The sequence below is a fragment of the Candidatus Methanomassiliicoccus intestinalis Issoire-Mx1 genome, from assembly GCF_000404225.1.
GTDB classification, from domain to species: domain Archaea; phylum Thermoplasmatota; class Thermoplasmata; order Methanomassiliicoccales; family Methanomassiliicoccaceae; genus Methanomassiliicoccus_A; species Methanomassiliicoccus_A intestinalis.
Genome location: NC_021353.1, coordinates 1,078,447 through 1,103,685 on the forward strand (window position 1 = coordinate 1,078,447; position 25,239 = coordinate 1,103,685).

The window sequence follows — 25,239 nt, forward strand, 5'->3', positions numbered from 1 at the left end:
TTAAACGATCCTTTTTCCAAGAAGTTTTTCTGCATCTGCGACTATTCTGTCAACCATCTGAGGTGCTGAGCCGACATAGCTGTTTGGATCAAGGGCGGCGTCTAGTTCTGATTCTGTTACCAGTGTCATTACTTCATCACTTTCAAGTAAAGCTTCCCTTAGAGATTTTCCTTCACCCTCGGCTTTAATGCTTATCTGCCTGACGAGCTCATGCGCATTTTGCCTTCCAATTCCTTTGGATGACAATGTCAACAAAACAGACTCTGCCATTATAAAGCCGTTTGAAGAGCCTATGTTGCGCTGCATATTGTATGTGTGAACTTCGATATGTGAAAAAACATTGTTTATCTTATTCAGAATATCATCCGTTAATGTTATGGAATGCGTCAGAATGAATCTTTCTGCGGAAGAGTTTGTCAGATCGCGCTCGTGCCACAGAATCATAGATTCCATCTGAGGTGCGATATATGACCTTACTATTCTCGCGAGTCCACAGACGTTTTCAGACAGCATTGGATTTCTTTTTTGAGCCATGGTCGAAGATCCCACTTGCTTTTTGGCATCAAATGCTTCAGAAACTTCTCCGATTTCAGATCTCTGAAGATTTCTAACTTCCGTAGCATATCTCTCGCAGGAAGTAGTAATCAGGCCCAACAAGAAGACTAGTTCAGCATATCTATCGCGGCATACAATCTGCGTTGCAGCATCTTCTATGCCAAGCTCAAGATCTGCCATAACTCTTTCCTGAATCTCAAAGAACTTATCTGCAAACCCGGCTCCTGTCCCGATTGCCCCGGACATTTTTCCCACACAGGCACGTTTTTTGATTTCCTGAAGGCGTTCATAGTGCCTCATCATCTCAGATACGTAGCCTGCAATTTTAAATCCAAATGTTGTGGGTATTGCAAACTGCCCATGTGTTCTGCCGATCTCAACGGTATCCCTGTGTGCATATGACAGCTTAACTAATGTGCATATAAATTCATCCAGATCGGATTCGATTATTTCCAAAGCAGCTTTTATTTCTAGAGCTGCAGCCGTATCGACAATATCATTGGAAGTAGCTCCCAGATGGACATACTTTCCAGCATCCCCGCATTGATCAGAGAGTGCTTTGACCATTGCCATAATGTCATGTTTGGTCTCAGCTTCAATCTCTTTCACGCGTTCTAGAGAAACGTGATCTAAATTTGCTTTTGCTGTTATTTCATCAGCAGACTCGGCAGGTATGTTTCCTACTGCCGCATGTGCCCTAGCCAGAGCTGCCTCAACAAGAAGTTGACTTCTAAGTCTGCTTTCTTCAGAAAACACAGACTTCATCTCATTTCTTCCATATCTGTAGTCCAAAGGACAGATTAACATGACATCACTTTCCAAGGCACCATAGCAACATGCATTATATAAATCTCATACAGAGCACTTATACGGCAAGAAGATTAATAGATCGAGGTCTAGAAGGTACTCAGATGGATGTCCTTGAAGCCGGCAGACTACTCACAGATGGATATGCGTTGCGTATTTTAGCAGCAGTTTCATACAAATCCAAAGGTGCACAGGAGGTGTCTGAAGAATACAATATACCAATTGCAGCCTGTTACAGGAGAATTAAAGAGCTGGAAAAAGCTGGTTTGATTGTTAAATCTGGAAGGATCCTTAATCAAAAAGGCAAGAGGGTTTCAATTTACAGCTCTATGCTGAAAAGCGCAGAGCTGCTGTATGAAAATGGACATATGCGGGTGAAATTCAGCCTAAAAACAGGAGGAGCTGACCGCTTTGGAAGCGGATGGCATGAGATAGATCTCAAAAATGCAATGTAAGCTTTATTACTTATTAGCTGTACAAATTAGATGTGTGAAGATAATAATTCACATCTGGCAGCGTAATGTGAGACAGGGGTGTTATGAGAAAGTAATATAAACGAGTGTCAGTATCCCCTTCGTTGCCAAGCTATTTATTTGCTTGAATTGAGCGTGGAACGTATGACTGAACTTTTGGAGGAACTTGAACAAAAGCGTCAATTACATAACGTTGAAGCGGAGAAACACCGCAGGATACGTGATGAACTGAATGAAAAGACGAAAGAATGGGTCGAGAAGAGAGATTCCCTTAATGCTCAAGTTAGGGAGCTTGTAGACCAGGCAGCAAAACATCGTGAGTCCAGAGATGAACTGAACGTTAAAGTGCGTGAAGCCAAGGAAGAACGCGATGTTTGGAACAAAGTTGTCAATGACTTGAATGAAAAGGTTACAAAAATAAAAAAAGACAACTTACCTAAAAACAACGGCCCTTCGGTTCAAAAACTCAAAAAAGAATTGAAGTCTCTTGAATTTAAGCAAATGACATCTGTGCTCTCTAAAGGAAAAGAGCAGGAACTTATTGATCAGATGGCTAAACTTCAGGCTGAGATTAAAGAGCGTGAAAAAGCCTACGATCAGAATGACGATATAAAAGATGCTTTGAAAGAACTGCGTGATGCAAAGGAAAAAGCCGAAGTGCATCACCATAAGGTATCAGAATATGCAGAAAGTGCACAATCAGAACATGATGCCATGATCGCCCTGTACGAACAAGCAGATGCATTGAGAAAAGAAGCAGATGCCGCCCAGGAAGCTTTTATTACCAACAAAGTCAACTCTGATGAAGAGCACAAAAAGTACATTGAAAATATACGTCAGGTACATGATTACGACAAGATCTTAGCTGGCATGAGGCAGAAAGCTCGCAAAGCTAAGAAGAAAGATGATGAGGCTTCAGCCAAAGAAGAAGCAGAGAAGATCTTTGACCGCTTCAAAGCTGGAGAAAAACTCAGTACCGATGACCTGATGGCGCTGCAGAAATCAGGATACCTCTGAAATATCCACCTTAAAACTAATTGCATGGGTTCTGCCCATGCATACAGTTTAAATTTTTAGAACTTGTTTTTATTGAGACACTAGATCAAACAAATCTATTTTTTTAATTCAACGCTCCAAATGATGCATAAATATGTAGAAGACTAGATATATTAGCATGATAGAAGGAAAGTATAAATAGTGTTTAGAGAATATTAGGGTGGGAAGGACGAGCTAGTCTACAGAGTGCATCCCATCCCTTCTGACAGAGCTAGCCGTCCGCTTCCTATGCGTGTGTTTTTTTAGCAAAGTTAATAACTAACCTTCGCTCTCAACTGCCCTGGTATATATGGTGCTCGAAGGGCTTGGACAATCTCTAAGGAATGCTATTTCTAAAATTACGAGAGCTAACCACATCGATGAAGAACTGATCAAAGAGATTTCCAAAGATATTCAAAGGGCATTGCTGCATGCAGATGTGAATGTAAAACTTGTTTTAGAGCTGACAAAGGGGCTCGAGAACAAAGCACTACATGAAGCTCCGCCTTCGGGAATGAGCGCCAAAGAATACGTTATCAGGATCATTAATGAGGAACTGACTAATATTCTGGGTGATCCAAGACCTTTGCCGATTAAAAAGCAGACAATAATGATGGTCGGACTATACGGACAGGGTAAAACAACTACAACTGGAAAGTTGGGCAGGTATTTCACAAAAAAAGGACTGAAAACCGGAGTTATAGCTGCCGATGTCCATCGTCCTGCAGCATATGATCAATTAAAGCAGGTCGCAGAAAAAGTCAATGTATCATTTTATGGCGAAGAAGGTGTGAAGGATGCACCTGGAATCGTAAAAAGAGGTTTAGAACATTTTTCAAACATGGATGTAGTCATCATCGATACGTCTGGACGTCATGCTCTTGAAGAAGATTTGATCCAGGAAATAAAAGATGTGGCTGATGTAGCAAAACCAGATGAAAGGGTTCTGGTTTTGGATGCCGCTGTAGGACAGCAGGCTGGTCCGCAAGCTAAAGCATTCCATGATGCCGTTGATATAACCAGCGTAATTATTACAAAAATGGATGGTACTGCAAAGGGCGGTGGAGCACTGTCTGCTGTAGCCCAGACCAATGCTACAATTTCATTTATCGGAACAGGCGAACACCTTGTTGATTTAGAACCGTTTGATTCTGCAAGATTCGTATCCAGGCTTCTGGGAATGGGCGATATTCAGAGTCTTCTTGAAACTGCAAAGGAGAACATATCTGAAGAGCAGGCTGAAGAAACAGTTAAAAAAATGATGTCTGGGAAATTTACATTGGTTGAAATGTATGAACAGATGGAGATGCTTACAAACATGGGTCCTCTTCAGAAAGTCATGAACATGATACCAGGAATGGGAAATCTGGAAGGAAAGGTAGACATGGAAGAATCCCAGGACAAACTCAGACGCTTCAGATATATCATGGACTCAATGACTCAGGAAGAGATGGAAGACCCCAAAGTAATCAAAGCATCACGAGTATCACGCATAGCCAAAGGTGCTGGTGTGGAAGCTAAAGATGTAAGAGAACTTATCAGACAATATAACACGTCTAAAAAAGCTGTAAAAGGATTCATGGGAAATCGTAAGCTTAGAAAACAGCTTATGAAACAGCTCTCATCGAATGGAGTCGATCAGGAATGAGACGCTTTGTAGTAGTCGGACATAAAGCCGCATCATCTGGTAACTTTAAACTAGAAGATATGGCCGGAGGAGCTGGACGGTTGGATATCTTAATACGCTGCATAAATTCAGCATTTTTCCTATCTCACTCGATTAGAAAAGATGCTGAGATATATCTCGTCATGTTAGGCGGAGAAGATGCTCCTAAAACAGTCAGAATTGTAGGGTCTGAAGTAAAGTATCTGAATCCTGATGAGCGCTCCACAGGTGCACTCGTAAGAAATGCATTGATGATGGATGTAGAAGACAGAGAGATGAGATCTTCACCGGGCATATATGTTTCCAGAGATTCTTTTTATGATGTAATTAACCGCCTTTCAGCCAGATCAAAGATAGTTTATCTTCGGGAAAATGGTGTGGATGTGCAAAAAGCAGAGTTTCCAGAAGACGTTACATTTGTTCTTTCAGATAATCAAGATTTAACCAGTCAGGAAGATGATACGCTGTGTTCTCTAAACCCAGCGATCTGTTCACTTGGTCCCTATTCATATCATGCAGATCACTGCATAATAATCATCAATAATGAATTAGACAGACGCGGAGTCTAATCATAATAATCCAATTCAGATAATCAATTCAAATAAATCACGGAGATTAGCATGTCAGAAAAAGTACAAATCCCCCAACACAACCATTGTCGTACCTGCGGAAAAGCATTCATTGGCACTGAACGATACTGCTCAGATGAATGTGCATCAAAAAATAAAGGTGAGATTAATAAAAAGAAGAAAGAACTGTATGTGCTCTTTGGAGTGCTTATGGTAATAATGATCATAGCAATTGTGGCCGGAATGGTTATTTGAGAGTTGGACTAGGCGGAACATTTAATGTCCTGCACGCAGGACACTGCGCACTGTTGGATGCTACTGCAGCCATAGGCGATGAAGTCTGTATAGCAATAACATCAGATGACTTCATTTCAAAGACCAAAAAATATCACACGCCTTTGGAAAAGAGAGCAGAACGCGTTGATCAGTACCTCTCATCCAAAAAATGCAGATACTCCATTACAGTGATAGATACTCCCGAAGGAAATGCACCCTATGATAAATTCTTAGATGCTATTGTTGTATCTCCTGAAACATATGAAAATGCAGTGAAGATAAATGTATCCAGAGAATTAAACGGATTGAAACCCTTAGAGATAGTCACTGTTCCTCATGTATTGGCTGAAGACGGTATGCCTATCTCATCCACCAGAATTATTTCTGGAGAGATAGATACTTATGGAAAAATGCTCCGCCCTTTGAAAATTGCAGTAGGGTCATTAAACAAAATAAAGATTGATGCAACCAGATCTGCATTCTTACGATTTTATGAAAATGTAGAAGTTTTTGGGGTAAATGTACAGTCGGGAGTACCTGAACAGCCCAAAGAAAGTGAGACCAGACAAGGATCCATTAACCGTGCCAAAAGTTGCATAGGAGATGCAGACTACGGCGTTGGTTTAGAAGCCGGTGTTTTCGAAACAGAGGATGGTCTCTATGATGTTCAATATTGTTCTATAATTGATAAGGCCGGCAAGATAACCATCGGACATGGTCCAGGATTTAGGTATCCTGATGCAGTTAGAGAAAAGGTTGAAAATGGCTGGACAGTCGGCGATGCTTTCAACACCATGTATGAGTGGGAAAGAAAAGGAATGGGGGAAGGAGCGATCGGATGCCTTACAAAAGGTGTTGTCACAAGAACACAGCTTTCCGAACAAGCTGTGATTGCCGCTCTGGTACCGAGGATAAAAAGAGAGATGTTTCCTGAGATTTAGGCTGCCGATGCCGATTGGATCTCTTCGTTTTTAATTTTACTCACTGGAAACATGAATTTACTCACATAAATAAGCCAGACAATATCAACCGTCATGCACACAGCTATGGGTATAGCAGCGGCGTCTCCAATCAAAGCCACAGCCAGCGCACCTGCCATGCCAGTGTTTTTATGAGTTGCAAAGAGAATCTCCGGCACCCTGTCTTCCCGGGGCTCCCCTTTCTTTTTTAAATAAGCATTCAGGCCGATTCCTACTCCGAATGTTCTCAGAACTGCTGCAATCAGCAAAGACAGCAGAAGAACCGGTTCCCCAAAGAATACGTAATTGTTAGAGCCTGCAATTGCAATAACAAGAACAGCAAACAGAAGATTGATTGTTATAGATCCAGCAGCAGGAGGTATGTGAAGCCGCCTCATAAACCTGGATACAATTAACGGAACTATGATCAGAATTGCAATGTATTCCAGAAGCGTCTGCGGATTTATGGCTTCTCCTAAGAATATTAAGGTTACCAGCGGTGTCATTACCAGCGCTGCAAAATAAATAACGGTGGATGATACAATTGATGATTTCATATTTCCAAGCAGCAGGGCAGTGAATGGAATCACAGAAACAGCTGAAGGAACCGCGGCTTCCAAAATCCAGCCGTGCCGTATATCTCCTTCGAAGAAGAAAGAAATCAACACGGTAACTGCCAATCCAAGAATCATGCATAAGAAAAATGCCTTGAGGATATCTTTAGAGTAATTTTTAGGATTCAGACCAGTCAGTTTTATATTACACAATGAAAAACACATCATTAGACAAAGAGATACCATGGCGATGTCTTTGTTAGTGATGTGCTCCGTCTCGGGAAAACCTCCACAAATTAATGCAATAACTAAAGCTACTGCCAATACCAGTGAATTGTTTCCGAGAAGGTCTCTTACTCTCACATCGTTTGGAAATGTGATTGGTATTTAGTACTTTTCTTAGGCCATAATCAGTTTCAGGTGAAAAACTATGAAAAACATACAAATTACATACATAACTGCGATTATGTCTATTTAAACTACGAAATAATAGCAGAATTAACATATTCTTTAGATCAAACCAAACTCAGGCACTCATAGATTCCTAACTGTATTTTTTGTTCACTGCATTTTGTCCTGAAATTTCTAGATTATATTGTATCTGGATCAGACATAATCAAAAATTAAAGACATATCATCCAACATTATATCAATTAAGAACTATTGTCTCAATGTACAGATATAAGGTTTGTAATCTCCAACGCATAGCTAGGTGAAATTAACTAGCCTAAATACATAAAAAGGTGATCGATTGGAGCAAAAAAAGATAATTGCCATTGTTGCTGTCATCATTTTACTGGTGGCTGCTATCGGCGTCATAGTCTATACCCAGAGTGAGGGGGATGAGCCTCAAAAGAAAGGGCTCTACAGATTGGATGCGACAGTAAGCGATGTAAATATGGGACAGTGCTCAGCAACTCCCGGAGTCATACTTACATTTGAACAGATGTACGCAGACTATTACGGTGAGTTGGTAGATGATACACTTACCATCGAAGATGCTAAAAAAGATACTGAATTCTGGAATAAATATGGTCAGTGGACTCCCATTATCAAAGACAACGGTGACGGAACATACACTGTGGAAAGCGTGACAGGTGCAAAAGGTCATGAAAGTGAGACTTTAATCATACCACCAGTCGATACCGTAGTTTCATTGGGAACTATGTACACTGAAACCATGTACTTCCTTGCCTGCACACTATACGGTGTAGAACCATACACAGAAGAAGGGCTGCACAACGCAGATGTGGGTGCATATCTTCAGTCTCATATAGCAGGCGGCATGAGTTATGATTACTATGTAACAAATGAAGTAGAATACATGCTGAGCTACATAGACAAATCATCATATCTCGACCTTGGAGTAAACAGTGTTCAGACTGTTGAAAAAGAGAAGCTCATGCAGATCTTGGAAGATGCAGGAGAGAACGGAACAAAAGAGGTTTTATATCTGGCCTCTGGAACACGTCTCACCACCGACTATTATGACAACAATGTAGAGCCGTGCAAGAAAACTGGATCCTATTACGCATTCTTCGGACCTACTGAGATATCTGAAGTTTATTCTTCAATCGAATGTATCGGCCACCTCACCGGTTTTGATGACAAAACCATACAGGAACTGATTGAAAACATTCAGCTGAGACTTTACAAAGTGTATCACTCAGTTCAGGAGAAAACAGATGGAACATCCTCAGGATATGCGTACTGGGAAAGCAGTTCTGGAAAAGCAATTAAATCTGCTATGGGAAAAATCATTGTTGAATTTTTAGGGTTTGACTCTAAACTTCTAGATGGTGCAGAACATGATATGGAGTCTCTCCTTCAGGACAAACCTTCATACCTGATATTCTACACAAATGACACCCGTACAGATGCTGAAAAGATGAGAACTAATATCTGAGGGACAAAAAACATTTTTTTAATTTATAGGTGGTTAGTATGGATGAACTGAAGACTTTCGAAGACCTTAAAAATCATCACAAAAAAGTCAGCAGAAAGTCATGGCTGATTATTCTACTAACCACTGTTTGTCTTGCAACTACATTTTTCTTAGCATTGTTTGTTGGAAACTATCATCTGACAATATCAGAGGTACTCAGAGCATTTGTCGGCGATGCTAATGACAATACCAACTATGCACTGTTTGAAGTCAGAGTTCCCAGGCTGCTGTGCTGTATTTTGATTGGAGCGGCACTGTCTACCTCTGGATTAGTAATGCAGAGCCTTTTCAAAAATCCCATGGCGTCTCCGTCAGTTTTAGGAATCTCATCGGGTGCAGCATTCGGAGCATCCCTTGCAATTTCATTCGGAGTCGGCGGATTCTTAGGAAAGTATGCAGTTCCAGGAATGGCATTCGTATTTTGTTTCGTAACAATGATTGTTGTATATTTCCTGGCTAGAACAAAATACGGAGTGGCTACGACCACGCTTCTTTTATCAGGAGTAGCCATAGGTGCATTCTTCAATGGACTGGTTTCGCTTCTTCAATATATTGTCGATGAAAATGTGCTGTCCAATATTGTCTACTGGACAACGGGCAGTCTTAACAACTGCGGATGGAATTCTTTCCAGCTCGCATTGATTCCGATAGCGATCGGAATTGCAATTATGGTTTATTATGTCAAAGAACTCAACCTTATTTCCGCCGGTGAAGAACAGGCGGCAAATATGGGTGTGAATGTAAAAAGAGTACGTTTCACGCTGATAATCGCAACTTCCTTAGCGGTAGGGGGAGCAGTAGCCATTTCTGGAGTAATAGGATTTGTCGGCCTGATTGTACCACATATCTTTAGAATGATCGCTGGTCCCAATCATAGGCTGCTTATGCCGCTGTGTGTAGTCGGCGGCGGAACATTCATGATAATTGTAGATACCATTGCTAAAGCGGGTTTCAGTACAATAATTCTGCCTGTCGGCATATTAACCTCACTGCTGGGAGCCCCATTTTTCATATATATAATGAAAACAAGAAAGAGAGAGATATGGGAGTGATTACGTGTCGCTTAACGTAAATGATATTAGATTTTCATATTCTAAAAAAGAAATATTAAAAGGAATATCCTTTGAAGCGGACAGGGGAGAAGTTGTTGGAATACTCGGCCAGAACGGCTGCGGTAAAACAACATTGCTGCGGTGCATCAACGCCTCACTCACTCCCGGCAGCGGCAATGTAACCTTGGATGGAGAAGATGTTAAAAAACTGTCTAAAAAAGAAATTGCAAGAAGGATGGCATTTGTAACTCAGACAACCAACATCACATTTCCATTTACAGTCTATGAAACCGTGATGATGGGAAGATATCCGCGGATAGGCTCGATGAGCTCGGAAACCGACAGTGATCTCAGCATAGTATACAATGCGATGAGAGACACGGGAACACTGCAGTTTGCAGACCGCGGCATAAATGAGCTCAGCGGCGGTGAAAGGAGAAGAGTCCTGATTGCCAGGGCACTCACGCAAGAACCTGAAGTACTCCTGCTTGACGAACCTACGCTTCATCTGGATATTAATCACCAATTCGACCTGATGGAACTTATTAATAAACTTGCTAAAGAAAAAAAACTGCTTGTTTTAATTGTAACCCATGACATCATACTTGCCTCGCGGTACTGCGACAAGATGATCCTGATTGAAAATGGAAAAATAAATCATATGGGAAAAACGGCAGATGTAGCATCTCCAGGCAACTTTAAAGAAATTTTTGAGATAGATTCAGAGATCTCCCATGACGACCGCTTTGGATTAAACGTCACTTTGATTGGAAGATGTAAAACTTAAAACCGGCATAAAAGAAAAAATGGCGCCGAGGGGGAGATTTGAACTCCCGTGGTGAGACACCACCAGTTTTCAAGACTGGCGCCGTAGGCCGGACTTAGCTACCTCGGCTTGATAAGGGTCTGAATATCTTACTTAATATAAACCTTTGGCTTTAAGCAACCCTGTCGAGCTTTCCCTCAGTAACTGCTTCGACATCTAGTTCCAGAGCGATTACCGGATACCGGAGTTCAAAGTTTGTTATTACTTCAGGATGAATCTCTCCGAATACACCTATTATTTTTCCGTCTGAAACTATTTCAGCACCTCTGCCGGGAATGAACATTTCCGAAGATGATGATTGAATTTCATATTTTACTGAAAGATCCCGCAGAATGCTTTCAACCAGTGATTTGATTTCTGTGAAAGAGGATTTTACAGAGATGTTGACTGCAGCGAGACGTTTGTGTCTTACAGCATCAATGACCACATCACCGACTTCAAACAGCTTTTGAGGCAGATCTCTGTGCTTATTCTTGCGGAGAAGCGCCATCTGGCTGGGAATCAGTGAAACTCTGAGGCATGTGTGGTCCTCGCTTATTGGATTTAAAACAGATACCACTTCAGTTTCAGGGAGCCTCATCATTTTAAACTGCGTCTCTTCAGATGTCAAGGTCAGAGTTGTTGTCTCCAGATATCCGTAGCCTATCAGCAGCTGGCGGATTACATTAGAAGCTTTGGTTTCGCTGAGCTCTGATCCAAACGTTTGAGACGCCGGCAGCCTGTTTCCAAAGTTTTCATATCCATAACCTTTGGCAACATCCTCAATCACGTCGACTTCATGCAGAATATCCATCCTTGTGGCAGAGATGTTTACTCGTATGATGTCACCGATAATCTGAGAATCGCAGCCCATTTTACTCAAGGCCTCGCAGATCTGATTGGCATTCAGATTGCATCCCAGAAGTGAATTTACATCCCCGACTGTTATGTCTTTTGTTTTTGGATTTAAGTCTGGAGTTTTGAATTTTGAAGAAGATTCGATAGAAACGAGCTGTATGCTGCCTCCGCGTTCTGCAAGTGCACATGCAACAATGTTTAAAGCTCCGTTTATAGCATTTAAATCTGTTCCAGTTACATCAATGAATATGTTTTTTGTATTCTCAGTAACAGTTGTAAGGGCTCCGTTTATTATCGGCGGAAATGAGATTACATTATCATTGGAATCAAGGATTACTGGAAATAATTCCTTGCCGTCCAGCAGCTGTGCATATGCTTTTCCTTTTTCATGCTTAGTCAGAATCTCCCTCATACTCATACATTCAGTTTTTGCCAGTGGTACGAATGATAATGAGTCTGGATTTACAGCCTTATATGTAAACGGTGCAGTGATTTTATCTAAGTCGTGAATGCCGATAGCGACCTTGGCTCTTTTCCTTCCCATGGTGATGTGAAGTTTCTCCTGCAGCTCCATAAGTGATTTTATTGCAGCATTGTTGAGAGAAACACCGCGCACCACTCCTGCCACTATGTAGGGCCTAACATTCTTTACACTTTCTTCCGCCTTCAGAATGATGCCTGAGTCGGTTACAGGATATCTCTTTAAACCCTCTTCAAAGCCTAAGAATGCCCTTAAGGCTGTGGCAGCACCTTCGACACAATAAAGATCAGGGCGGTCCGGGAAAAACTCAATAGACAGCGAGTTTGTAGCTTCATCATATGAATGAACGTCCGCACCCAACTGCGGAACCCGTTCCAATAACGTCTCTAGATCCACTTTCTGCCCAAGCAAGGCATCGAGATCATTGCGGTCAAAAGTAACTACTGGCATTGATGTGCAATATAAGAGTTGATATTTTAAACTTTCAGCAAGGATCTGTTGAGATCATAGACGCTCAGTGAAATGCAAAAAAGATACAAGAGGGCACGGCAGAGTGCATATTAATCCAGCACAGTGATGATAACCACAGTGTACAAGACAGGATTTGATTTCCCCCGCAGAAATCACATATTCAAACTGTATTTAAGAAAATATGAAAGGGCAGTTTTGCTGCCCGTTTGAGTTTACTTCTTCATCAGGAGCGGAAGCACTTCTTTCCCTTCAGAAAGGAAGAGTGCCACTGCGCTTCCGAGATACATGGCGATGATTGTCACGATCAGGAATAATACACCATATGCAGTGTTTATTGCATCTGATGCAACATCCGGCAGGAATGCAGCTCCAAGTACCCAGAATCCGAGTGCTGTGAATATCAGTAAAATCGGCAGAACACGTATCGGCTGCACTTTGTATGCAATCAAAGCTTCCAGGAAGAATAAGACTCCAGCAAATATCGTCAGATATGCGATTCCTTCATCCATTACCCCAGACATTAGTCCTAAGAAGTACACAGCCAATGTTCCGAAAACCATAGTACACACAGCAGATTGCTGTTAAGATATGATATAAAAGCACCCAGTAAGAATATTACTGCCACTGCAGTAAAAATACCCTCTCCCTGCCCCAGGGTCATCATTCCCAAACCAATCATGGCTACGAGGAATGCTACCACCGACACGGTATAGCATCCCAGCGGCTCGGCAAAAGCCAAATTAAACTTTACAGTCGTTTCGTCAGACATCTATTCTCCTCCATATCTACACCAGATCTGAAGTGCAGGGGGAAGCTACAAGACGCACTTCGTATTCTGATTCAAAGAATGCTCGTGTATGCCATGAACATTCTGTTGATTTATCTGCATCATATATTTAAATAACTACGGCTAGATGTAGTCTTATTTTACATATCGTAAAAAACAGCAATTTTAAACTATACAGTCAAAAACATCTCAAAAAAGCTTTTGAACTGACTGCTGAAGAGGAAATATTCATCTTTGTAGTTCAAAACAGACATTCTGCATATCATCCGTTTAAGCATACTGCCTTTCACTGCTGTAAAACAAAAAGGCATCGTTTAAGAAACTGCAGTTTTAAGCAGAGATTTTTAAACATCATCTGAGAAGGCATGAATTTCGTGGAAACTGTGGACAATAAAACTCCCGAAGACTGATCTGCCCGTTGAATATTACAGATTTTAAAAAATAATATATACAAATGCAGTGCGATAATATAGCTCAAATTTAGAATGCAGGTTTTATGCAGCTGTCCAGCAGCTTAAGAAGATGCGGCAGTGAAGTTTAAACATTTAATCAGATAAAATCTGTGATGACTGATTATGGGCAGAGACTCGCCCAAGATTATAATCAGCCATCTCTGCATATTCTGCAGACACGTTACATAGTTTTTTCCAGTTCATCCAGAAAGTACTCTGCTTGTTTTATTCCCTTCTTCCAGAAATCAGCAGATCTTATATCGAATCCCAGATCTTTCGCTAGATCATACGGGGATTGTGACGATCCTGCCGACAGTAATTTTTTCAGTTTGGGAATGAAGGTCTCTCCTTCCTCCACATATAAGCGGTAAAGGGCGAAAACAAACAGCTGGGCAAACACATATGGATAATTGTAGTAGCGGTAGTTGGGAATGTAATAATGCATCTTCATGGTCCATTCCCATTTCATTTCTGGCAGCCATTCTACGGAATCCCCGTATATGCTGTCCCTTGCATTTACCCACAGATCGGAAATAGCAGATCCGTCTAGGAATTTTCCACCATTGATTGATGCGTAAAGGCTGTTCTCAAACAGGAAACGGGCTGTTACCTGGAAAGCAGACATTCCAAATTCATCCAGCACTACGCAGAGCACGGCACGCTTTTCTTCCGGAGATTTTGCTTTTTCCAGAAGGCTTTTTGTGAGCAGCAGCTCACCAAAGATGGATCCGCATTCCGCTATGCATGATCCGGGATTGAAGTTTAGCGGTTTTTGGGCCCTTTGTCCAAGATATGCATGGACTGCATGGCCGAGCTCATGAGCCTGTGTGTAAATATCAGAGAGCTGCCCGTTGAAGCTCTGCAGGACGTAAGCGCTCTTTCCGCCATACCAGAATGAACAGAATGCCCCGCTTGTCTTCCCCATCCTGACTTCCCCGTCGATGTGGTTGCGGCTGAACATGTCCTCAATATATTCTCCAAACTCTTTGTCGAATGAAGAATACGCTTCAAAAACCTCTCTCTTAGAGTCTTCCCAGCTGTACTTTATGTTCCCAGATCCAGGAAGCGGCGCCATGAGATCCCAGTTTCCGAGTTTGTTGAGGCCAAGGAGCTTAGCTTTTGTTTTAAGGTATCGTCTGTAGAAAGATTTTCCTTCATCAATGGCTTCCATCAGAGCATTTATTGTCTCCTTGTCGACATCATTGTCTTCAAGACTGGGCTCCATCGGATCAGAATATTTTCTCAGGCTGCACATTCTGATGTGATCATCGCAGATGGACCGGAGTGCAGAAGACCAGACGATGTCATCATTTCCAAGTTTGGTGTAAACTACGCTGTTGGCAGATTTTCTGACATCTCTGTCCGGGTTCTGATAATAGCTGATTACTTCACCATAAGGCATAGTTTTGACTTCATCGCCGATCGTTAGATCGAAAGTCCTTGTGGCTAGCCAATCGCTTTGAAGGCGGGACCAGGCTTCAACACCGTTGAGGTCTTTAGACATCACCAGTTTTTCTTCACTTTCTGAAAGCCTGTGGGGAGCTGACTGGAGTACCAGCTGCAGAAAGTGTTTATATTCTGACAATACGGGATCTTCTATAAGAGCAGGATTTGATTCAAGCAGCTTCCCCAGCTCTATGGATGAGAAAGCAAGTTTTTGAGCTGCCTCTGTGCCAGCCCTGTCTGCAATGTCGCTTATACGCTGGGCTTCAGGATCCAGAGCATTGGCATAGTAAGCAAGCCTGGCATGCATAACCGGTCCTTCAAACTTTAAATAAAAAGTATCACGGTCTTCAATGAATTTCTTGAGTCCCTGTGCATCCAATGATGCTATCCTGCCTTGATACTCTTTCTGGAATTTTTCTGCCTCAGAGGGCATCTTTTTTAGATCTTCTTCAATCGTATCCTGCGGCGCTAACTGCGTAAGATCCCATTTCATCAAAATATCACCTTCGTAATCTGTATCCTGTCCCTGTAAATATGGCGACTAATGTCTCCCCTTCAAAAACACGCACTTCATATACTGAAGTATTCCTTGTTTCACTAACTATAACAGCTCTGGCTTCAAGGTCTCCTTTTGCCGCCTTGATGTAGTTTATACTGGAGCACAATGCCACCTGAGGGTCTCCATATGAGTTTGAGGCCAGGGCAAACGCCTGGTCAGCCAGTGTGAAAATGGCACCGCCGTGAAGGTTGCCCATAGCATTTTTCTTTCCTTCGGCTGACATTCTGACGACGGCTTCGCCTTTACCCACACTAACTACCTTAAGACCGCATAATTCAGCAAACTGTGCATGATTCATTGCATCTAAACGTTCATCGATTCCGCAATTCATACTTGAACAGTCCATGCAGTGTCACCGGTTTAACAGGGAAAATCAATTTCTTCAAGTTCTCCAGGGCCGACATCCACTCTGTGAATGTTGTTCTGGACGTCTATGTACTTTAGTCTTATCCTGCCTTTGGGCATTTTGATTATGCTTACTTCCCTGATCGGCGTGTCTATAAAACCTAGAAATCCAGTAAAATCCGTAGCACATTCGTAAGACTTGACGTGCTCATACAGATCATGTCTTGTGATTTTCATGCCTTCCCGTTACACGCTTAAAGGGCATTATTCTTTCGCCTTTAACTGCTTAAAAGCCCGAAAATTAATCGCAAAAAGATGATTTTGACACGCAAACCTTATGAATAAACTGGAGATGGCAGAATCATGCTAGTCCGCGCAGACGGTGTCACAAAATCATTCGGTCCCAAGGAACTTTTAAAAAATATATCAATGCAGATCGATGATAATGATCGAATTGGATTAGTAGGACCCAACGGCTGCGGCAAAACTACATTTCTGAAGATGATAACCGGGGATGATGTTCCGGACTCAGGCGAACTTGTGATTAAGACAAACAAGATCGTGTACCTGTCACAGTTTCCATCATTTGACAACGATACCACGGTAGAAGATGCCCTCAATGTTGACTCTGACGAGGTACAGAACAAAAGAATGCTCGAACTGGAGAATATAATGGCTTCGGGAGAACTGCCCCGCGGAGCAGACTGGAATGATATCTCCATGGAGTATGCCAGGCTGCAGGAGGAAGCCCTGAGGCAGAACAAGAGCGATGCTGAACGGGCTTTGGACCATCTTAAGACATTCGGCATCGAGGACAGGGTTTCAGGAAAGATGAACGAGCTCAGCGGAGGAGAAAGAGCTAAAGTGATGATTGCAAAGGTCCTGTCCAGAGCTGAAAAGGCCGATCTGATCATATTGGACGAACCTACAAACCATCTGGATATCGATGCCGTTGAGTGGCTGGAAGGATATATTGCAGATTTTAAAGGTGCAGTGCTGATAGTCTCCCACGACAGATACTTTTTAGACAGAACAGTGACCCAGATTCTTGAGATCGACGGCTCTAAAATGAAACATTATCTGGGAAATTACTCTCAGTTTGTGGATAAAAAGGCTTTGGAGATCGAGCGTCAGGAAAAAGAGTTCCAGCGCAATTCCAAAGAAAGAGACAGGCAGGCAAAAATAGCTGAAGAACAGCACCGCATGCAGTGGTTCTCCTCAACTCACAAAACACGTATGAAGATGCTTGAGAGGATGGAAGTCACAGAAGCCCCGGATAAAAAGAAGGATCTTACTCTAGACATAGACTCTGCAGACAAATCTGGAAAAAATGTAGTTATGGCTAGAAAAATGAGAGTGATGCGAGGCAAAAAGATTCTTTTCGAAGATATTGAATTTGATATTAACCGCGGGGATAAAATAGGACTTTTCGGTCCCAACGGCTCTGGAAAAAGTTCACTTGTCAAAGCGCTGATGGGTGATATTCCATTCAGAGGCGACTTGTGGATTGCCCCCGGCGCGAAAATAGGCTATTTTGAACAGGGCCATGACCATCTTAATCCAGAAATGACTTCCTATGAACAGATAGATGATTATCTGGAAGGGGAAGCCAGGTCAAGAGCGAGATCCTGCCTGTACCGTCTCCAGATGACGAAGAAAGATGCGGAACGTCCCATCAAAACATTATCCGGCGGAGAGAGGGCAAGGCTCAGTCTTGCAATGCTTTTATCAATGAACCTGAACTTTTTGGTGCTTGACGAACCTACAAACCACCTGGACATCATGGCAAGACACGCTGTAGAAACCGCGCTTGCAGAATACAAAGGCACATTTTTAGTTGTAAGTCATGACAGATATCTGCTGGATTCCGTATGCAGCAAAGTTGCAGAACTTAAAGACGGCACATTCACCATGTTCAACGGCAGTTACTCGCAGTTCAAAGGCGTCAGAAAGGGAAGGGATGTCGTTGAAGAAGCTGAAGTTTACAAAGTTGTGTCTTCATTTACCGAGTGGAACTCAAGGAAGAAATTTTCCAAAGGCGACAGGATAGTGGTGGCTCCCTCTGAAAAAGCCAACTATCAATGGGCAATAGACAACGGCAAACTTAAGAGGATTCCTGGAAAAGAGCGGAAGATTATTACAAAATGAAATATTATTTCTTAAAGAGTGTCGAGATTTCAGATCTCACACCATATTTCTTTTCAGATTTGATCTCAGTGACATTTACAAGTTTAAATCCGCTGAAGAGCATTTCCAGTTCTGTATTAGTAAAATAATGGTAATAAATTCCATTCCCTCTTGCGAATGTATTTTTTTCAATTTCAGTGCCTTTGCCGAATCTCATATCATCAATGGAGAAAACACGCACCGCAAGAAGTCCTTCAGACTTTAATACCCGGTAAATTTCATTCTGCGCCTGAATTCTGTTTTTCTCTGAAAGATGCTCCAGAATATGAATGGCACAGACTGCATCGAAGCTTTCATCTTCAAAAGGCAGATCGCATACGTCTGCCTCAATAAATGAAATATTATCACCTGTAAACTGCTCCCTGCACAGCTGAAGAGCGTTATGAGAGAAGTCTACTGCAGTTACTGATGAGGCATCCTTTAACAAAACCGGAAGATTTTTTCCATTTCCGCATCCAAGCTCCAGAATATTAAGTCTGGGAGGAAAGGGATTTTCATACAGTGGAGGACCTTTCCAGACTGGATCAGATTTGGCATATTCTGCCTCCCAGGCATCTAATGTCACTGGATCTCATCCGAGAATATCATGAACCATGCAAAAGCCATGACCGTTATTGATACAGGCTTGGCAACCATTACAGTTCCCTGAGGCAAACGCCCGGATGTATCCCTGACTGCATTGAAAACCACATCGTTTGACTCCATGAGAGTCCATTCTTCAGTTTTTTCTTTTCTTTTTAATGTGTAGTTTTTTCCATTTTCAGAGATGGCAGAGGTAGTCACGTTTTGAATGGAAAGGAGTGTAACTGGTTCGGCGGATGACATTGAACGGAGGTCTCCCCCTGGATTTCTAACTCCGCCTTTTTTAATTGTGTAGTTCTCCCCGGCAGACTCGAACGTCACCATTCTGCCAAATGATTTTGGAGATGAAAGTGTTGTTAACTTTTCATCACCGTACATCAGGTTCCATGCGGCGCTTAACCTGTTAGGGCGCAGCCATTTGTATTCGCCCGGTTCAAGGCATAAGGGTTCAGTTTTGCCTTCTGATTTTGACTGAGTTGCAGTGTGCAAATAAACCCTCCGCAGAAGACAATGTTTCGACTGTGTCCCCGATTCTATCCAGACCTTCTCTTTCAATGATCTGGACTGAAGATCTCTTCATGAAGTGCATCACGTCAAGTCCAGAATATGTTGACGCATATCCTGCAGTGGGCAATACATGATTTGTCCCGGAAGCATAATCCCCGCAGGCCACCGGAGCATATCTTCCTACGAAGATTGAACCGGCGTGCTTTATCTTATTCAAAGCTGACAAGGGATCAGCTACCTGTATTGAAAGATGTTCAGGTGCTATTTCATTAATTGAGTCGATGGCATCAGAAAGACTGTCGGACACGACATAACCGGCATTGTTGAGTGACTTTTCGATTATTTCTTTTCTCTGAGCCAGCGGGAGCATTTTTTCAATTTCTGAACCAACGCTGTCAGCAAGTTTCTGGCTGGTCGTTACAAGAATGCAGGCTGCATTTGGATCGTGTTCTGCCTGAGCCATGATGTCAGCTGCTGCAAATTCAGGATCTGCGGTCTCATCTGCAAGTATGGCTATTTCAGATGGTCCGGCCGGGAAATCAATCTCCACAGTATCTTTCAGCATAAATTTAGCAGTTGTAACAAAGACATTTCCTGGTCCCACGATTTTCTGAACAGGTTCTACACTTTCAGTTCCCAGAGCCATGGCGGCTATTGCCTGAGCTCCGCCGACAGCATAAATCTCATCCACACCTGCCAGATCAGCTGCTACAAGAGTGAGTGGATTAATAGGCGGCGGTGTGCAGCAGACTACTTTCCTGACACCGGCGACTTTTGCTGGAACAGTACACATCAAAACGGTTGATGGGTATGATGCCCTGCCTCCCGGAATATATGCACCTACACTTTCAAGAGGTGTCGTTTTTACACCGAGAGTCAAACCAGGACACACTTCCTTCAGCCACATGTCAGACGGGCGCTGCATAAGATGAAAAGCTTCAATATTCTTTTTTGATGTCTTAAGAGCTTCAATCAGGCTTGGGTCTACAGACTCATAAGCTTTCTCGATCTCTTCACGGCTCACTTTGATGGAGTCGCGTTTGACTTTGTCAAAACGTTCTGTGAGCTCAAATAATGCAGAATCTCCATTATTCCGTACATTATTGATTATATCTTCAACGGGCTGCCGTACTTCGGAAAGGGTACCCTTACGCCTTGCCGTCCATTCGCTGATGTTTACTTTGCTCCACATTGAGGCGAATTACGCTTAAGAAGGATTTAAACTTCATGCAAGACTTCGCTGCACATTAAGGTTCAAAAAACTGACTTCTGCAGCCCCGTAAAGCCTGTGCCACACAAAGCAGAGCGATGGGTATATATTGTAAAAAAGATTCCGCGCAATTATGGCAACAAAAGTTCGTGCAGCCCATATACTTGTAAGCAGTCAGCTTAGAGCCCAGCAGCTAATCGGCCGTATAAGAAACGGTGAAAGTTTTGAAGCACTTGCCAAAGAGTACTCAGCATGCCCGTCTAAAGCAAATGGCGGAGATCTTGGATACTTTGAACGCGGACAAATGGTAAAACCATTCGAGGATGCAGCGTTCAATGGAAAAGCTGGTGAGATCGTAGGACCTGTAAAGACAGACTTCGGCTATCATGTCATAAAAATCATTGACGTACAATGATCTGACTGCAGATAACCTGCAGTCCTAATTTCATTTATAAAAATAATTAAATTCATAATGATTATCAAGCGGACTGAAAACTTCTTACAGAATTAATCAGCCGTTGTCTGAGTTTTGATAGTTAAAATATGCACGCTGACGAGTATTCCTACGATTATTAAGATGAGCAGCACAATTGAATTCTTATATGTAAAAAACATCGAAATACTCAGCATGATCCATAAGAATACCAGAGTTTTAAATTTCAGTTGCCTGGGAATTCCTCTGCCGCTCTGGTAATTTTCAATAAACGGTCCGAAATGTTTGGTATTTATAAGCCAGTCATGCATTTTGGGATTTCCGGCACTGAACAAAGCAGCGGCTGCAAGAATAAACGGCACCGTAGGCATAACCGGCAGCACGATTCCAACCGCTCCGAGCATTACTGCAATCGTTCCCAGTATTGTACATACAGTTCGTTTCATGGCGTATCCATCACGTCATTTACAGATTGGAAAAAACAGCATAATTATTTTTTGATACGCTGAAGAATTACCAAAACATGCCTGGTGCGACAGCAAAGCGCACAAAGATAATCAACTTTCTAATCGGAAGGACATTTGAGGTCAAGATGATGGATAGACTGATTTACTTTTGGGGCAGAGAATGCCCACACTGCGCAAAACTGCATCCAGTCGTAGAAGATGCATCAAAGGAAATAGCTCAGCCTATTGAACAACTCGAAGTGTGGCATTCTGCAGAAAACGCTCAATTGATGGAGTCGTACTCAAAACAAGTAGAGAGCTCATGCGGAAGCGGCCTCGGTGTCCCAACACTGTACAATGAGAAGACTGGCAAGGCCATATGCGGCGACCGCCTGTCTAAAGAGAATATTATCGATTGGGCAAATGAAAGGTAATCAGATATCCAACAGCGATATTTCTGGATTCTCCATAAACATATTGAGGTCTGCCATGAATCCAGAGGCCTCCTCCCTTGATACATATGATGAATCAAATACAAGCGAGGCATAGATTATCTTACTGTTCACAAGACCGCTTCCCGACAATGAGAAGTCATTGTAGATCATACTCACACCGAGAACACAGACTTCAGAAGAAGTCGGTATGATTATGGGGTAAGTTTCACCTTTTACCCCATAGGGCAGAATTGCAAAGGTAGGCTGGGAATACACCGGTCTGTGTTCCAGCTCATATGCAATGGTGAACATATCTTTCTTATCTGCATCTTTTATCACTGAACCGAATATTTCAATATCATAGATATTCTGAACGAATAATCTGTCCCTGTCTATGCATGAATTCAAGTCCGGATGTTTCTTAAGAGCTGCAACTACTGCTTTCATGACAAAGGGCGCATAGTCGATTTTGACGCACTTTACCTCTTCAGCATATTTTTTTACCTTCTCTTTCATACAGAATAAGGCTGTTGCGTCCATTGCTGAAGTCAGTGTCGTAAGTACAGAAAGTCTGTTATGTGGTGCATATTCCATTTCTTGCTGCATGATATACCTGTATTGACCATTTTTCTAACCCATATTATTTATTCATGACGATGAGAAATGATTAATAAACAATAAGCTCCAAAAAGCAATGTATGGACAAATTCGAAGACAAATGTACGAATTTGAAAGGCATGGATGATCAGGAAAGGACAGGTAACGTAGAGGAAATGGAGAAAAAGTGCATATGCCCTGATTGTCCTACATATAACAGCTGTGCTTCATCCAATAAAGAATATCTATATTGTTTCAAAGGCGGAAGCCCCTGCATAACTGACAAAAAAAGATGCATATGCCCTGATTGCCCCGTGTACGAGTCGTCAGGTCTTAGAAACGTATTTTATTGTATAAACGGTTCCGAGGCCGAGATTAGAGATAGCCACTAATCTAGCGGGGAAACCAAATGAAAAGTATTCAGGATTTAAACCGCCTCAGCCCTGAGAAGAGAAAGGAAGCAATAGCTGACATGCGCAGCAAGTGCGCATGTCCCTCCTGCCCCACATATACTGAATGTGCTGCAGAGAGAAAAGAGACTACATTTTGTTTCTATGGGAAATCGTTAGACTGCATAAACAGGGAAATTTCCTGCAAATGCCCCAAATGTCCGGTTCATGAGGAGTATGGGTTCCGAAAAAAATACTATTGTACTAAAGGCGGAGAGAGCACAGCTCCTAAACGCCTCTGAGCCTTTTTCGTACTGAAGATTATAAATAGGTTCATGAGATTAGTCGAACTGCTAGGCTTGACCGGGACGTTCGGCACGCCCTTATACACCGTAAACTGTCGATAACGGGGGTGACAACGGAGGACGGCGTAACCTGAGAGAAACGAGCCCAGCCTTCGACAATGAAGTCTTGTCCTATGGAGTTGGAAGCTGTCTGCGGGGGCAGTTGGAGAGCGGCCCCCCTTACACTGATCATGGGGAACGGGCCAGGCCCTGACGGGAGCAGCCTTACCATGGATTACTAACGTTCAGGGGGTTGCAGGGCTGAGAAGAAGGTTGGATCACTCGCAACGATTGGGGCATCAACCTTCGCGGCCTAGCGCTTTATTTTTACATTCGAAGGAAGTTTAGTGGGATCGCAGCCTGTTATTTTCTCTACTGAAAAGTCAAAGAGTAAGACGTTCTGAGTGTTGTCTTTCAGAATGAGTTTTTTAGAATCATTTACTGTACCAACGACTGCAGCATCCAATCCACCTTCTGCAAAAACGTCAATTATTTTTTGAGAATTATTTGAACTGCAGGTTAAGACATACCCGCATCCCTGATAGGCTTTCATCCATTGAATGGAATCCTCGTTCAGCGGCATCGGTATTTTGTCAACATAAACATCCCCGCCTGCCCCGCTGGTTTCCAGCAGCATTCCCAAGGTCCCAAGGCACCCTGGATTGCTTATATCTTTAGCAGATTTTGCAAGATGAAGCTTTCCTATTTTATTCATTAAAAGCAGCTGCTCGCGGCAGTGTTCAGCTGACTTTTTGGAAGTAGTGTCCCAGGCATAAGGAAGAGTCTCAGGGAAAAACCCGTCCAGATCCATTGCCATGATGATATCGTCTCCTGGTTCTGCCGTATGAGAAAAGATAGCGTTGCCTGCATCAACGGTGCCTAAGATTGCCACATCAATCGCATTGTATTCACAGTCTGGATGTGTATGACCTCCGACTATCGGAACTCCAAACTTCCTCACTGCAGATTCCATGCCCTTCATAACTTCAGCACAGACTTTTTCATCTTTTGAGGATACAATGTCAACCATCGCTAGCGGTATTCCGCCCATGGCTGCCACATCATGAATGTTAACAAGAACTGCAAAATAACCTGCATAAAACGGATGAAGTTTCATAAGCGATTCCATTATGCCATCCGCAGCCAACAGGAGCTCACTCCCGTTGTGCATAATTACAGCACAGTCTTCTCCGTATGCAGCCAATATGTTTTCCTGTGGTATGGAAGGAAAGAAATCGACTACGTTAGATATTGTTTTCTTTCGTGTTACCCCGTGAAATGATTTAATCTCCGCAGCCAGGGTTACTAAATCCATACTTCATACATGGCGGAGGGGCATATATATCTTACCTGACAGTTGAATTGCCAACAGCATCTAAATTGTTTTGAATTATGGTGTGAGAATGATCAGATCTCAAAGAGAGTTGTTTGTTTTGTCTGCTTTGAGTACTGACTGACTTCTACCAGCTGAGACAGCATCTGATTGAGCAGATCTTCATACAGGTCTCCGAATCTCTCTTCATCACAGTAGAGATATGCGGTGTTGCTGTCGAGATTTTTCATGTTGGTGCGCTGCAGGACTTTCTTTGCTTCCTGTTTATCTTCTTTGCTAGCCTGTTCTAGGTTTGGTATGTCTCGTACACCTGCTTTTTTCAGTTCATCCATGAATACAGCCCGCTTGAACAATTTACAAAAAGCATGCAGCGCTAACAGATCTGCTTCTGATCCGCTGCATATGTTCCGGGAACATTCTCCCACCAGTCCATAGATGTCAAGATTTTTTGTTTTTACAGGAATATAAAGTTTAGAGGGCGGTATATCCTTTTCTTTGAGCATATTCATATCAGTCAAAGCTCTGAGATATCCTGTAAGAATCAGTTTGTGCATCGTAATTCCATTGCTTTCCAAGTCCCTGGACAATGCACTTATCGATTTTCCATCTGAACCAATCAATTCAAAAATTATATCTTTCAATGGACGCTGTGGATCGAACATTAGGTAACCAAGTAAGTAAA

29 protein-coding genes, 1 tRNA gene and 1 other RNA gene are annotated in these 25,239 nt (G+C 42.5%); 15 read left to right on the forward strand and 16 right to left on the reverse strand.

Annotated features, from left to right (window positions below):
- On the reverse strand, positions 1 to 1,362 hold the full coding sequence (gene purB / locus H729_RS05230; RefSeq protein WP_020448960.1) for an adenylosuccinate lyase: 1,362 nt from the start codon (positions 1,360 to 1,362) through the stop codon (positions 1 to 3).
- Between the two features lie 104 nt (positions 1,363 to 1,466).
- Between purB and H729_RS05235 the strand changes: the two genes are divergently transcribed.
- The 6 genes from H729_RS05235 (at position 1,467) to yjjX (ending at position 6,322) form a co-directional block, all read left to right on the forward strand.
- A complete protein-coding gene (locus tag H729_RS05235) occupies positions 1,467 to 1,817 on the forward strand; it encodes an ArsR/SmtB family transcription factor (protein ID WP_020448961.1) in 351 nt (116 codons plus the stop codon).
- 162 nt (positions 1,818 to 1,979) lie between these two features.
- On the forward strand, positions 1,980 to 2,852 hold the full coding sequence (locus tag H729_RS05240; protein WP_020448962.1) for a coiled-coil protein: 873 nt from the start codon (positions 1,980 to 1,982) through the stop codon (positions 2,850 to 2,852).
- 328 nt (positions 2,853 to 3,180) lie between these two features.
- Positions 3,181 to 4,518 carry a signal recognition particle protein Srp54 gene (locus H729_RS05245; RefSeq protein WP_020448963.1) on the forward strand — a complete coding sequence of 446 codons (1,338 nt, stop codon included), beginning with the start codon at positions 3,181 to 3,183 and terminating at the stop codon, positions 4,516 to 4,518.
- Positions 4,515 to 5,105 (forward strand): tRNA (pseudouridine(54)-N(1))-methyltransferase TrmY, encoded by a 591-nt coding sequence (gene trmY, locus H729_RS05250; RefSeq protein ID WP_020448964.1) that lies wholly within the window; start codon positions 4,515 to 4,517, stop codon positions 5,103 to 5,105. Before H729_RS05245 ends, trmY begins: the two co-directional genes overlap by 4 nt.
- Positions 5,106 to 5,156: 51 nt before the next feature.
- Positions 5,157 to 5,360: a DUF2116 family Zn-ribbon domain-containing protein gene (locus H729_RS05255; RefSeq protein WP_020448965.1), complete on the forward strand. Its 204-nt coding sequence runs from the start codon at positions 5,157 to 5,159 to the stop codon at positions 5,358 to 5,360.
- Positions 5,357 to 6,322: an inosine/xanthosine triphosphatase gene (gene yjjX / locus H729_RS05260; protein WP_020448966.1), complete on the forward strand. Its 966-nt coding sequence runs from the start codon at positions 5,357 to 5,359 to the stop codon at positions 6,320 to 6,322. Before H729_RS05255 ends, yjjX begins: the two co-directional genes overlap by 4 nt.
- On the opposite strand, the gene H729_RS05265 is transcribed toward yjjX, so the two are convergent.
- Positions 6,319 to 7,257 carry a Na+-dependent transporter gene (locus H729_RS05265; RefSeq protein ID WP_020448967.1) on the reverse strand — a complete coding sequence of 313 codons (939 nt, stop codon included), beginning with the start codon at positions 7,255 to 7,257 and terminating at the stop codon, positions 6,319 to 6,321. The genes yjjX and H729_RS05265 overlap by 4 nt on opposite strands.
- Positions 7,258 to 7,645: 388 nt before the next feature.
- On the opposite strand from H729_RS05265, the gene H729_RS05270 reads away from it, so the two are divergent.
- The 3 genes from H729_RS05270 to H729_RS05280 are packed head-to-tail and all read left to right on the forward strand — an operon-like array spanning position 7,646 to position 10,678.
- Complete coding sequence (locus H729_RS05270; protein ID WP_020448968.1) at positions 7,646 to 8,800, forward strand: hypothetical protein; 1,155 nt, start codon at positions 7,646 to 7,648, stop codon at positions 8,798 to 8,800.
- Positions 8,801 to 8,838: 38 nt separating this feature from the next.
- Positions 8,839 to 9,891 carry a FecCD family ABC transporter permease gene (locus H729_RS05275; protein ID WP_020448969.1) on the forward strand — a complete coding sequence of 351 codons (1,053 nt, stop codon included), beginning with the start codon at positions 8,839 to 8,841 and terminating at the stop codon, positions 9,889 to 9,891.
- Between the two features lie 4 nt (positions 9,892 to 9,895).
- Positions 9,896 to 10,678, forward strand: coding sequence for an ABC transporter ATP-binding protein (locus tag H729_RS05280; RefSeq protein WP_020448970.1), 783 nt, complete (start codon positions 9,896 to 9,898; stop codon positions 10,676 to 10,678).
- A gap of 20 nt (positions 10,679 to 10,698) precedes the next feature.
- Here the strand turns inward: H729_RS05280 and H729_RS05285 are convergent.
- The 7 genes from H729_RS05285 to H729_RS05315 all read right to left on the reverse strand — a co-directional run bounded on the left by H729_RS05285 (position 10,699) and on the right by H729_RS05315 (position 16,332).
- Positions 10,699 to 10,786 (reverse strand) — tRNA-Ser (locus H729_RS05285).
- A 43-nt stretch (positions 10,787 to 10,829) separates the two neighbouring features.
- Positions 10,830 to 12,485: a phenylalanine--tRNA ligase subunit beta gene (pheT, locus tag H729_RS05290; RefSeq protein ID WP_020448971.1), complete on the reverse strand. Its 1,656-nt coding sequence runs from the start codon at positions 12,483 to 12,485 to the stop codon at positions 10,830 to 10,832.
- Between the two features lie 233 nt (positions 12,486 to 12,718).
- On the reverse strand, positions 12,719 to 13,066 hold the full coding sequence (locus H729_RS05295) for a hypothetical protein (RefSeq protein WP_187289318.1): 348 nt from the start codon (positions 13,064 to 13,066) through the stop codon (positions 12,719 to 12,721).
- Positions 13,033 to 13,275, reverse strand: coding sequence for a hypothetical protein (locus tag H729_RS05300; RefSeq protein WP_020448973.1), 243 nt, complete (start codon positions 13,273 to 13,275; stop codon positions 13,033 to 13,035). Before H729_RS05300 ends, H729_RS05295 begins: the two co-directional genes overlap by 34 nt.
- 651 nt (positions 13,276 to 13,926) lie before the next feature.
- Entirely contained in the window at positions 13,927 to 15,684 is a 1,758-nt protein-coding gene (locus tag H729_RS05305) for a M3 family oligoendopeptidase (RefSeq protein WP_020448974.1), read from the reverse strand.
- A gap of 7 nt (positions 15,685 to 15,691) precedes the next feature.
- Positions 15,692 to 16,096 (reverse strand): PaaI family thioesterase, encoded by a 405-nt coding sequence (locus tag H729_RS05310; protein WP_020448975.1) that lies wholly within the window; start codon positions 16,094 to 16,096, stop codon positions 15,692 to 15,694.
- 14 nt (positions 16,097 to 16,110) lie between these two features.
- Entirely contained in the window at positions 16,111 to 16,332 is a 222-nt protein-coding gene (locus H729_RS05315; protein WP_020448976.1) for a hypothetical protein, read from the reverse strand.
- 126 nt (positions 16,333 to 16,458) lie between these two features.
- Here H729_RS05315 and H729_RS05320 point away from each other — a divergent pair, with 126 nt between their 5' ends.
- A complete protein-coding gene (locus tag H729_RS05320; protein WP_020448977.1) occupies positions 16,459 to 18,243 on the forward strand; it encodes an ABC-F family ATP-binding cassette domain-containing protein in 1,785 nt (594 codons plus the stop codon).
- Between the two features lie 4 nt (positions 18,244 to 18,247).
- Here H729_RS05320 and H729_RS05325 read toward each other — a convergent pair whose 3' ends face one another.
- From H729_RS05325 to hisD, 3 genes are read right to left on the reverse strand one after another with little or no spacing between them, the layout of a single operon-like run.
- Positions 18,248 to 18,847: a class I SAM-dependent methyltransferase gene (locus tag H729_RS05325; protein WP_020448978.1), complete on the reverse strand. Its 600-nt coding sequence runs from the start codon at positions 18,845 to 18,847 to the stop codon at positions 18,248 to 18,250.
- The gene (locus tag H729_RS05330) at positions 18,844 to 19,353 is read right to left on the reverse strand and encodes a hypothetical protein (protein ID WP_020448979.1); all 510 of its coding nucleotides are present in this window, start codon (positions 19,351 to 19,353) and stop codon (positions 18,844 to 18,846) included. The genes H729_RS05325 and H729_RS05330 overlap by 4 nt, the downstream gene beginning before the upstream one ends.
- Positions 19,313 to 20,563 carry a histidinol dehydrogenase gene (hisD, locus tag H729_RS05335; RefSeq protein ID WP_020448980.1) on the reverse strand — a complete coding sequence of 417 codons (1,251 nt, stop codon included), beginning with the start codon at positions 20,561 to 20,563 and terminating at the stop codon, positions 19,313 to 19,315. Before hisD ends, H729_RS05330 begins: the two co-directional genes overlap by 41 nt.
- A gap of 151 nt (positions 20,564 to 20,714) precedes the next feature.
- Here hisD and H729_RS05340 point away from each other — a divergent pair, with 151 nt between their 5' ends.
- Positions 20,715 to 20,996 carry a peptidylprolyl isomerase gene (locus H729_RS05340; protein ID WP_020448981.1) on the forward strand — a complete coding sequence of 94 codons (282 nt, stop codon included), beginning with the start codon at positions 20,715 to 20,717 and terminating at the stop codon, positions 20,994 to 20,996.
- Positions 20,997 to 21,088: 92 nt separating this feature from the next.
- On the opposite strand, the gene H729_RS05345 is transcribed toward H729_RS05340, so the two are convergent.
- Complete coding sequence (locus H729_RS05345; RefSeq protein WP_020448982.1) at positions 21,089 to 21,460, reverse strand: YbaN family protein; 372 nt, start codon at positions 21,458 to 21,460, stop codon at positions 21,089 to 21,091.
- Positions 21,461 to 21,606: 146 nt separating this feature from the next.
- Between H729_RS05345 and H729_RS05350 the strand changes: the two genes are divergently transcribed.
- Entirely contained in the window at positions 21,607 to 21,894 is a 288-nt protein-coding gene (locus H729_RS05350; protein WP_172618669.1) for a YbbN family protein, read from the forward strand.
- Here H729_RS05350 and H729_RS05355 read toward each other — a convergent pair whose 3' ends face one another.
- Positions 21,895 to 22,488, reverse strand: coding sequence for a 2-oxo acid dehydrogenase subunit E2 (locus H729_RS05355; protein WP_020448984.1), 594 nt, complete (start codon positions 22,486 to 22,488; stop codon positions 21,895 to 21,897). It abuts the gene before it with no gap.
- A 104-nt stretch (positions 22,489 to 22,592) separates the two neighbouring features.
- Here H729_RS05355 and H729_RS09675 point away from each other — a divergent pair, with 104 nt between their 5' ends.
- From H729_RS09675 to ffs, 3 genes are all read left to right on the forward strand, one after another.
- The gene (locus H729_RS09675; RefSeq protein WP_020448985.1) at positions 22,593 to 22,883 is read left to right on the forward strand and encodes a DUF2769 domain-containing protein; all 291 of its coding nucleotides are present in this window, start codon (positions 22,593 to 22,595) and stop codon (positions 22,881 to 22,883) included.
- 17 nt (positions 22,884 to 22,900) lie between these two features.
- Positions 22,901 to 23,182, forward strand: coding sequence for a DUF2769 domain-containing protein (locus H729_RS05360; RefSeq protein ID WP_020448986.1), 282 nt, complete (start codon positions 22,901 to 22,903; stop codon positions 23,180 to 23,182).
- Positions 23,183 to 23,231: 49 nt separating this feature from the next.
- An RNA gene (gene ffs / locus H729_RS09680) (signal recognition particle sRNA) lies at positions 23,232 to 23,543 on the forward strand.
- Here ffs and H729_RS05365 read toward each other — a convergent pair.
- Both H729_RS05365 and H729_RS09490 read right to left on the reverse strand, forming a co-directional pair.
- The gene (locus H729_RS05365) at positions 23,538 to 24,539 is read right to left on the reverse strand and encodes a methanogenesis marker 2 protein (RefSeq protein ID WP_020448987.1); all 1,002 of its coding nucleotides are present in this window, start codon (positions 24,537 to 24,539) and stop codon (positions 23,538 to 23,540) included. The two genes, ffs and H729_RS05365, sit on opposite strands and share 6 nt — an antisense overlap.
- Before the next feature lie 92 nt (positions 24,540 to 24,631).
- Positions 24,632 to 25,219, reverse strand: coding sequence for a hypothetical protein (locus H729_RS09490; protein WP_020448988.1), 588 nt, complete (start codon positions 25,217 to 25,219; stop codon positions 24,632 to 24,634).
- Between the last annotated feature and the right edge of the window lie 20 nt (positions 25,220 to 25,239).

Coding starts and splice junctions, on each gene's coding strand:
- H729_RS05345 (WP_020448982.1), bottom strand. CDS start 21,460: ATGAAACGAACTGTATGTACAATACTGGGAACGATTGCAGTAATGCTC.
- pheT (WP_020448971.1), bottom strand. CDS start 12,485: ATGCCAGTAGTTACTTTTGACCGCAATGATCTCGATGCCTTGCTTGGG.
- H729_RS05245 (WP_020448963.1), top strand. CDS start 3,181: ATGGTGCTCGAAGGGCTTGGACAATCTCTAAGGAATGCTATTTCTAAA.
- H729_RS05355 (WP_020448984.1), bottom strand. CDS start 22,488: ATGGAATATGCACCACATAACAGACTTTCTGTACTTACGACACTGACT.
- H729_RS05365 (WP_020448987.1), bottom strand. CDS start 24,539: ATGGATTTAGTAACCCTGGCTGCGGAGATTAAATCATTTCACGGGGTA.
- trmY (WP_020448964.1), top strand. CDS start 4,515: ATGAGACGCTTTGTAGTAGTCGGACATAAAGCCGCATCATCTGGTAAC.
- H729_RS05300 (WP_020448973.1), bottom strand. CDS start 13,275: ATGTCTGACGAAACGACTGTAAAGTTTAATTTGGCTTTTGCCGAGCCG.
- purB (WP_020448960.1), bottom strand. CDS start 1,362: ATGTTAATCTGTCCTTTGGACTACAGATATGGAAGAAATGAGATGAAG.
- H729_RS05320 (WP_020448977.1), top strand. CDS start 16,459: ATGCTAGTCCGCGCAGACGGTGTCACAAAATCATTCGGTCCCAAGGAA.
- H729_RS05295 (WP_187289318.1), bottom strand. CDS start 13,066: ATGGTTTTCGGAACATTGGCTGTGTACTTCTTAGGACTAATGTCTGGG.
- H729_RS09490 (WP_020448988.1), bottom strand. CDS start 25,219: ATGTTCGATCCACAGCGTCCATTGAAAGATATAATTTTTGAATTGATT.
- hisD (WP_020448980.1), bottom strand. CDS start 20,563: ATGTGGAGCAAAGTAAACATCAGCGAATGGACGGCAAGGCGTAAGGGT.
- H729_RS05350 (WP_172618669.1), top strand. CDS start 21,607: ATGATGGATAGACTGATTTACTTTTGGGGCAGAGAATGCCCACACTGC.
- H729_RS09675 (WP_020448985.1), top strand. CDS start 22,593: ATGGACAAATTCGAAGACAAATGTACGAATTTGAAAGGCATGGATGAT.
- H729_RS05340 (WP_020448981.1), top strand. CDS start 20,715: ATGGCAACAAAAGTTCGTGCAGCCCATATACTTGTAAGCAGTCAGCTT.
- H729_RS05235 (WP_020448961.1), top strand. CDS start 1,467: ATGGATGTCCTTGAAGCCGGCAGACTACTCACAGATGGATATGCGTTG.
- H729_RS05310 (WP_020448975.1), bottom strand. CDS start 16,096: ATGGACTGTTCAAGTATGAATTGCGGAATCGATGAACGTTTAGATGCA.
- H729_RS05360 (WP_020448986.1), top strand. CDS start 22,901: ATGAAAAGTATTCAGGATTTAAACCGCCTCAGCCCTGAGAAGAGAAAG.
- H729_RS05240 (WP_020448962.1), top strand. CDS start 1,980: ATGACTGAACTTTTGGAGGAACTTGAACAAAAGCGTCAATTACATAAC.
- H729_RS05305 (WP_020448974.1), bottom strand. CDS start 15,684: ATGAAATGGGATCTTACGCAGTTAGCGCCGCAGGATACGATTGAAGAA.
- H729_RS05315 (WP_020448976.1), bottom strand. CDS start 16,332: ATGAAAATCACAAGACATGATCTGTATGAGCACGTCAAGTCTTACGAA.
- H729_RS05275 (WP_020448969.1), top strand. CDS start 8,839: ATGGATGAACTGAAGACTTTCGAAGACCTTAAAAATCATCACAAAAAA.
- H729_RS05255 (WP_020448965.1), top strand. CDS start 5,157: ATGTCAGAAAAAGTACAAATCCCCCAACACAACCATTGTCGTACCTGC.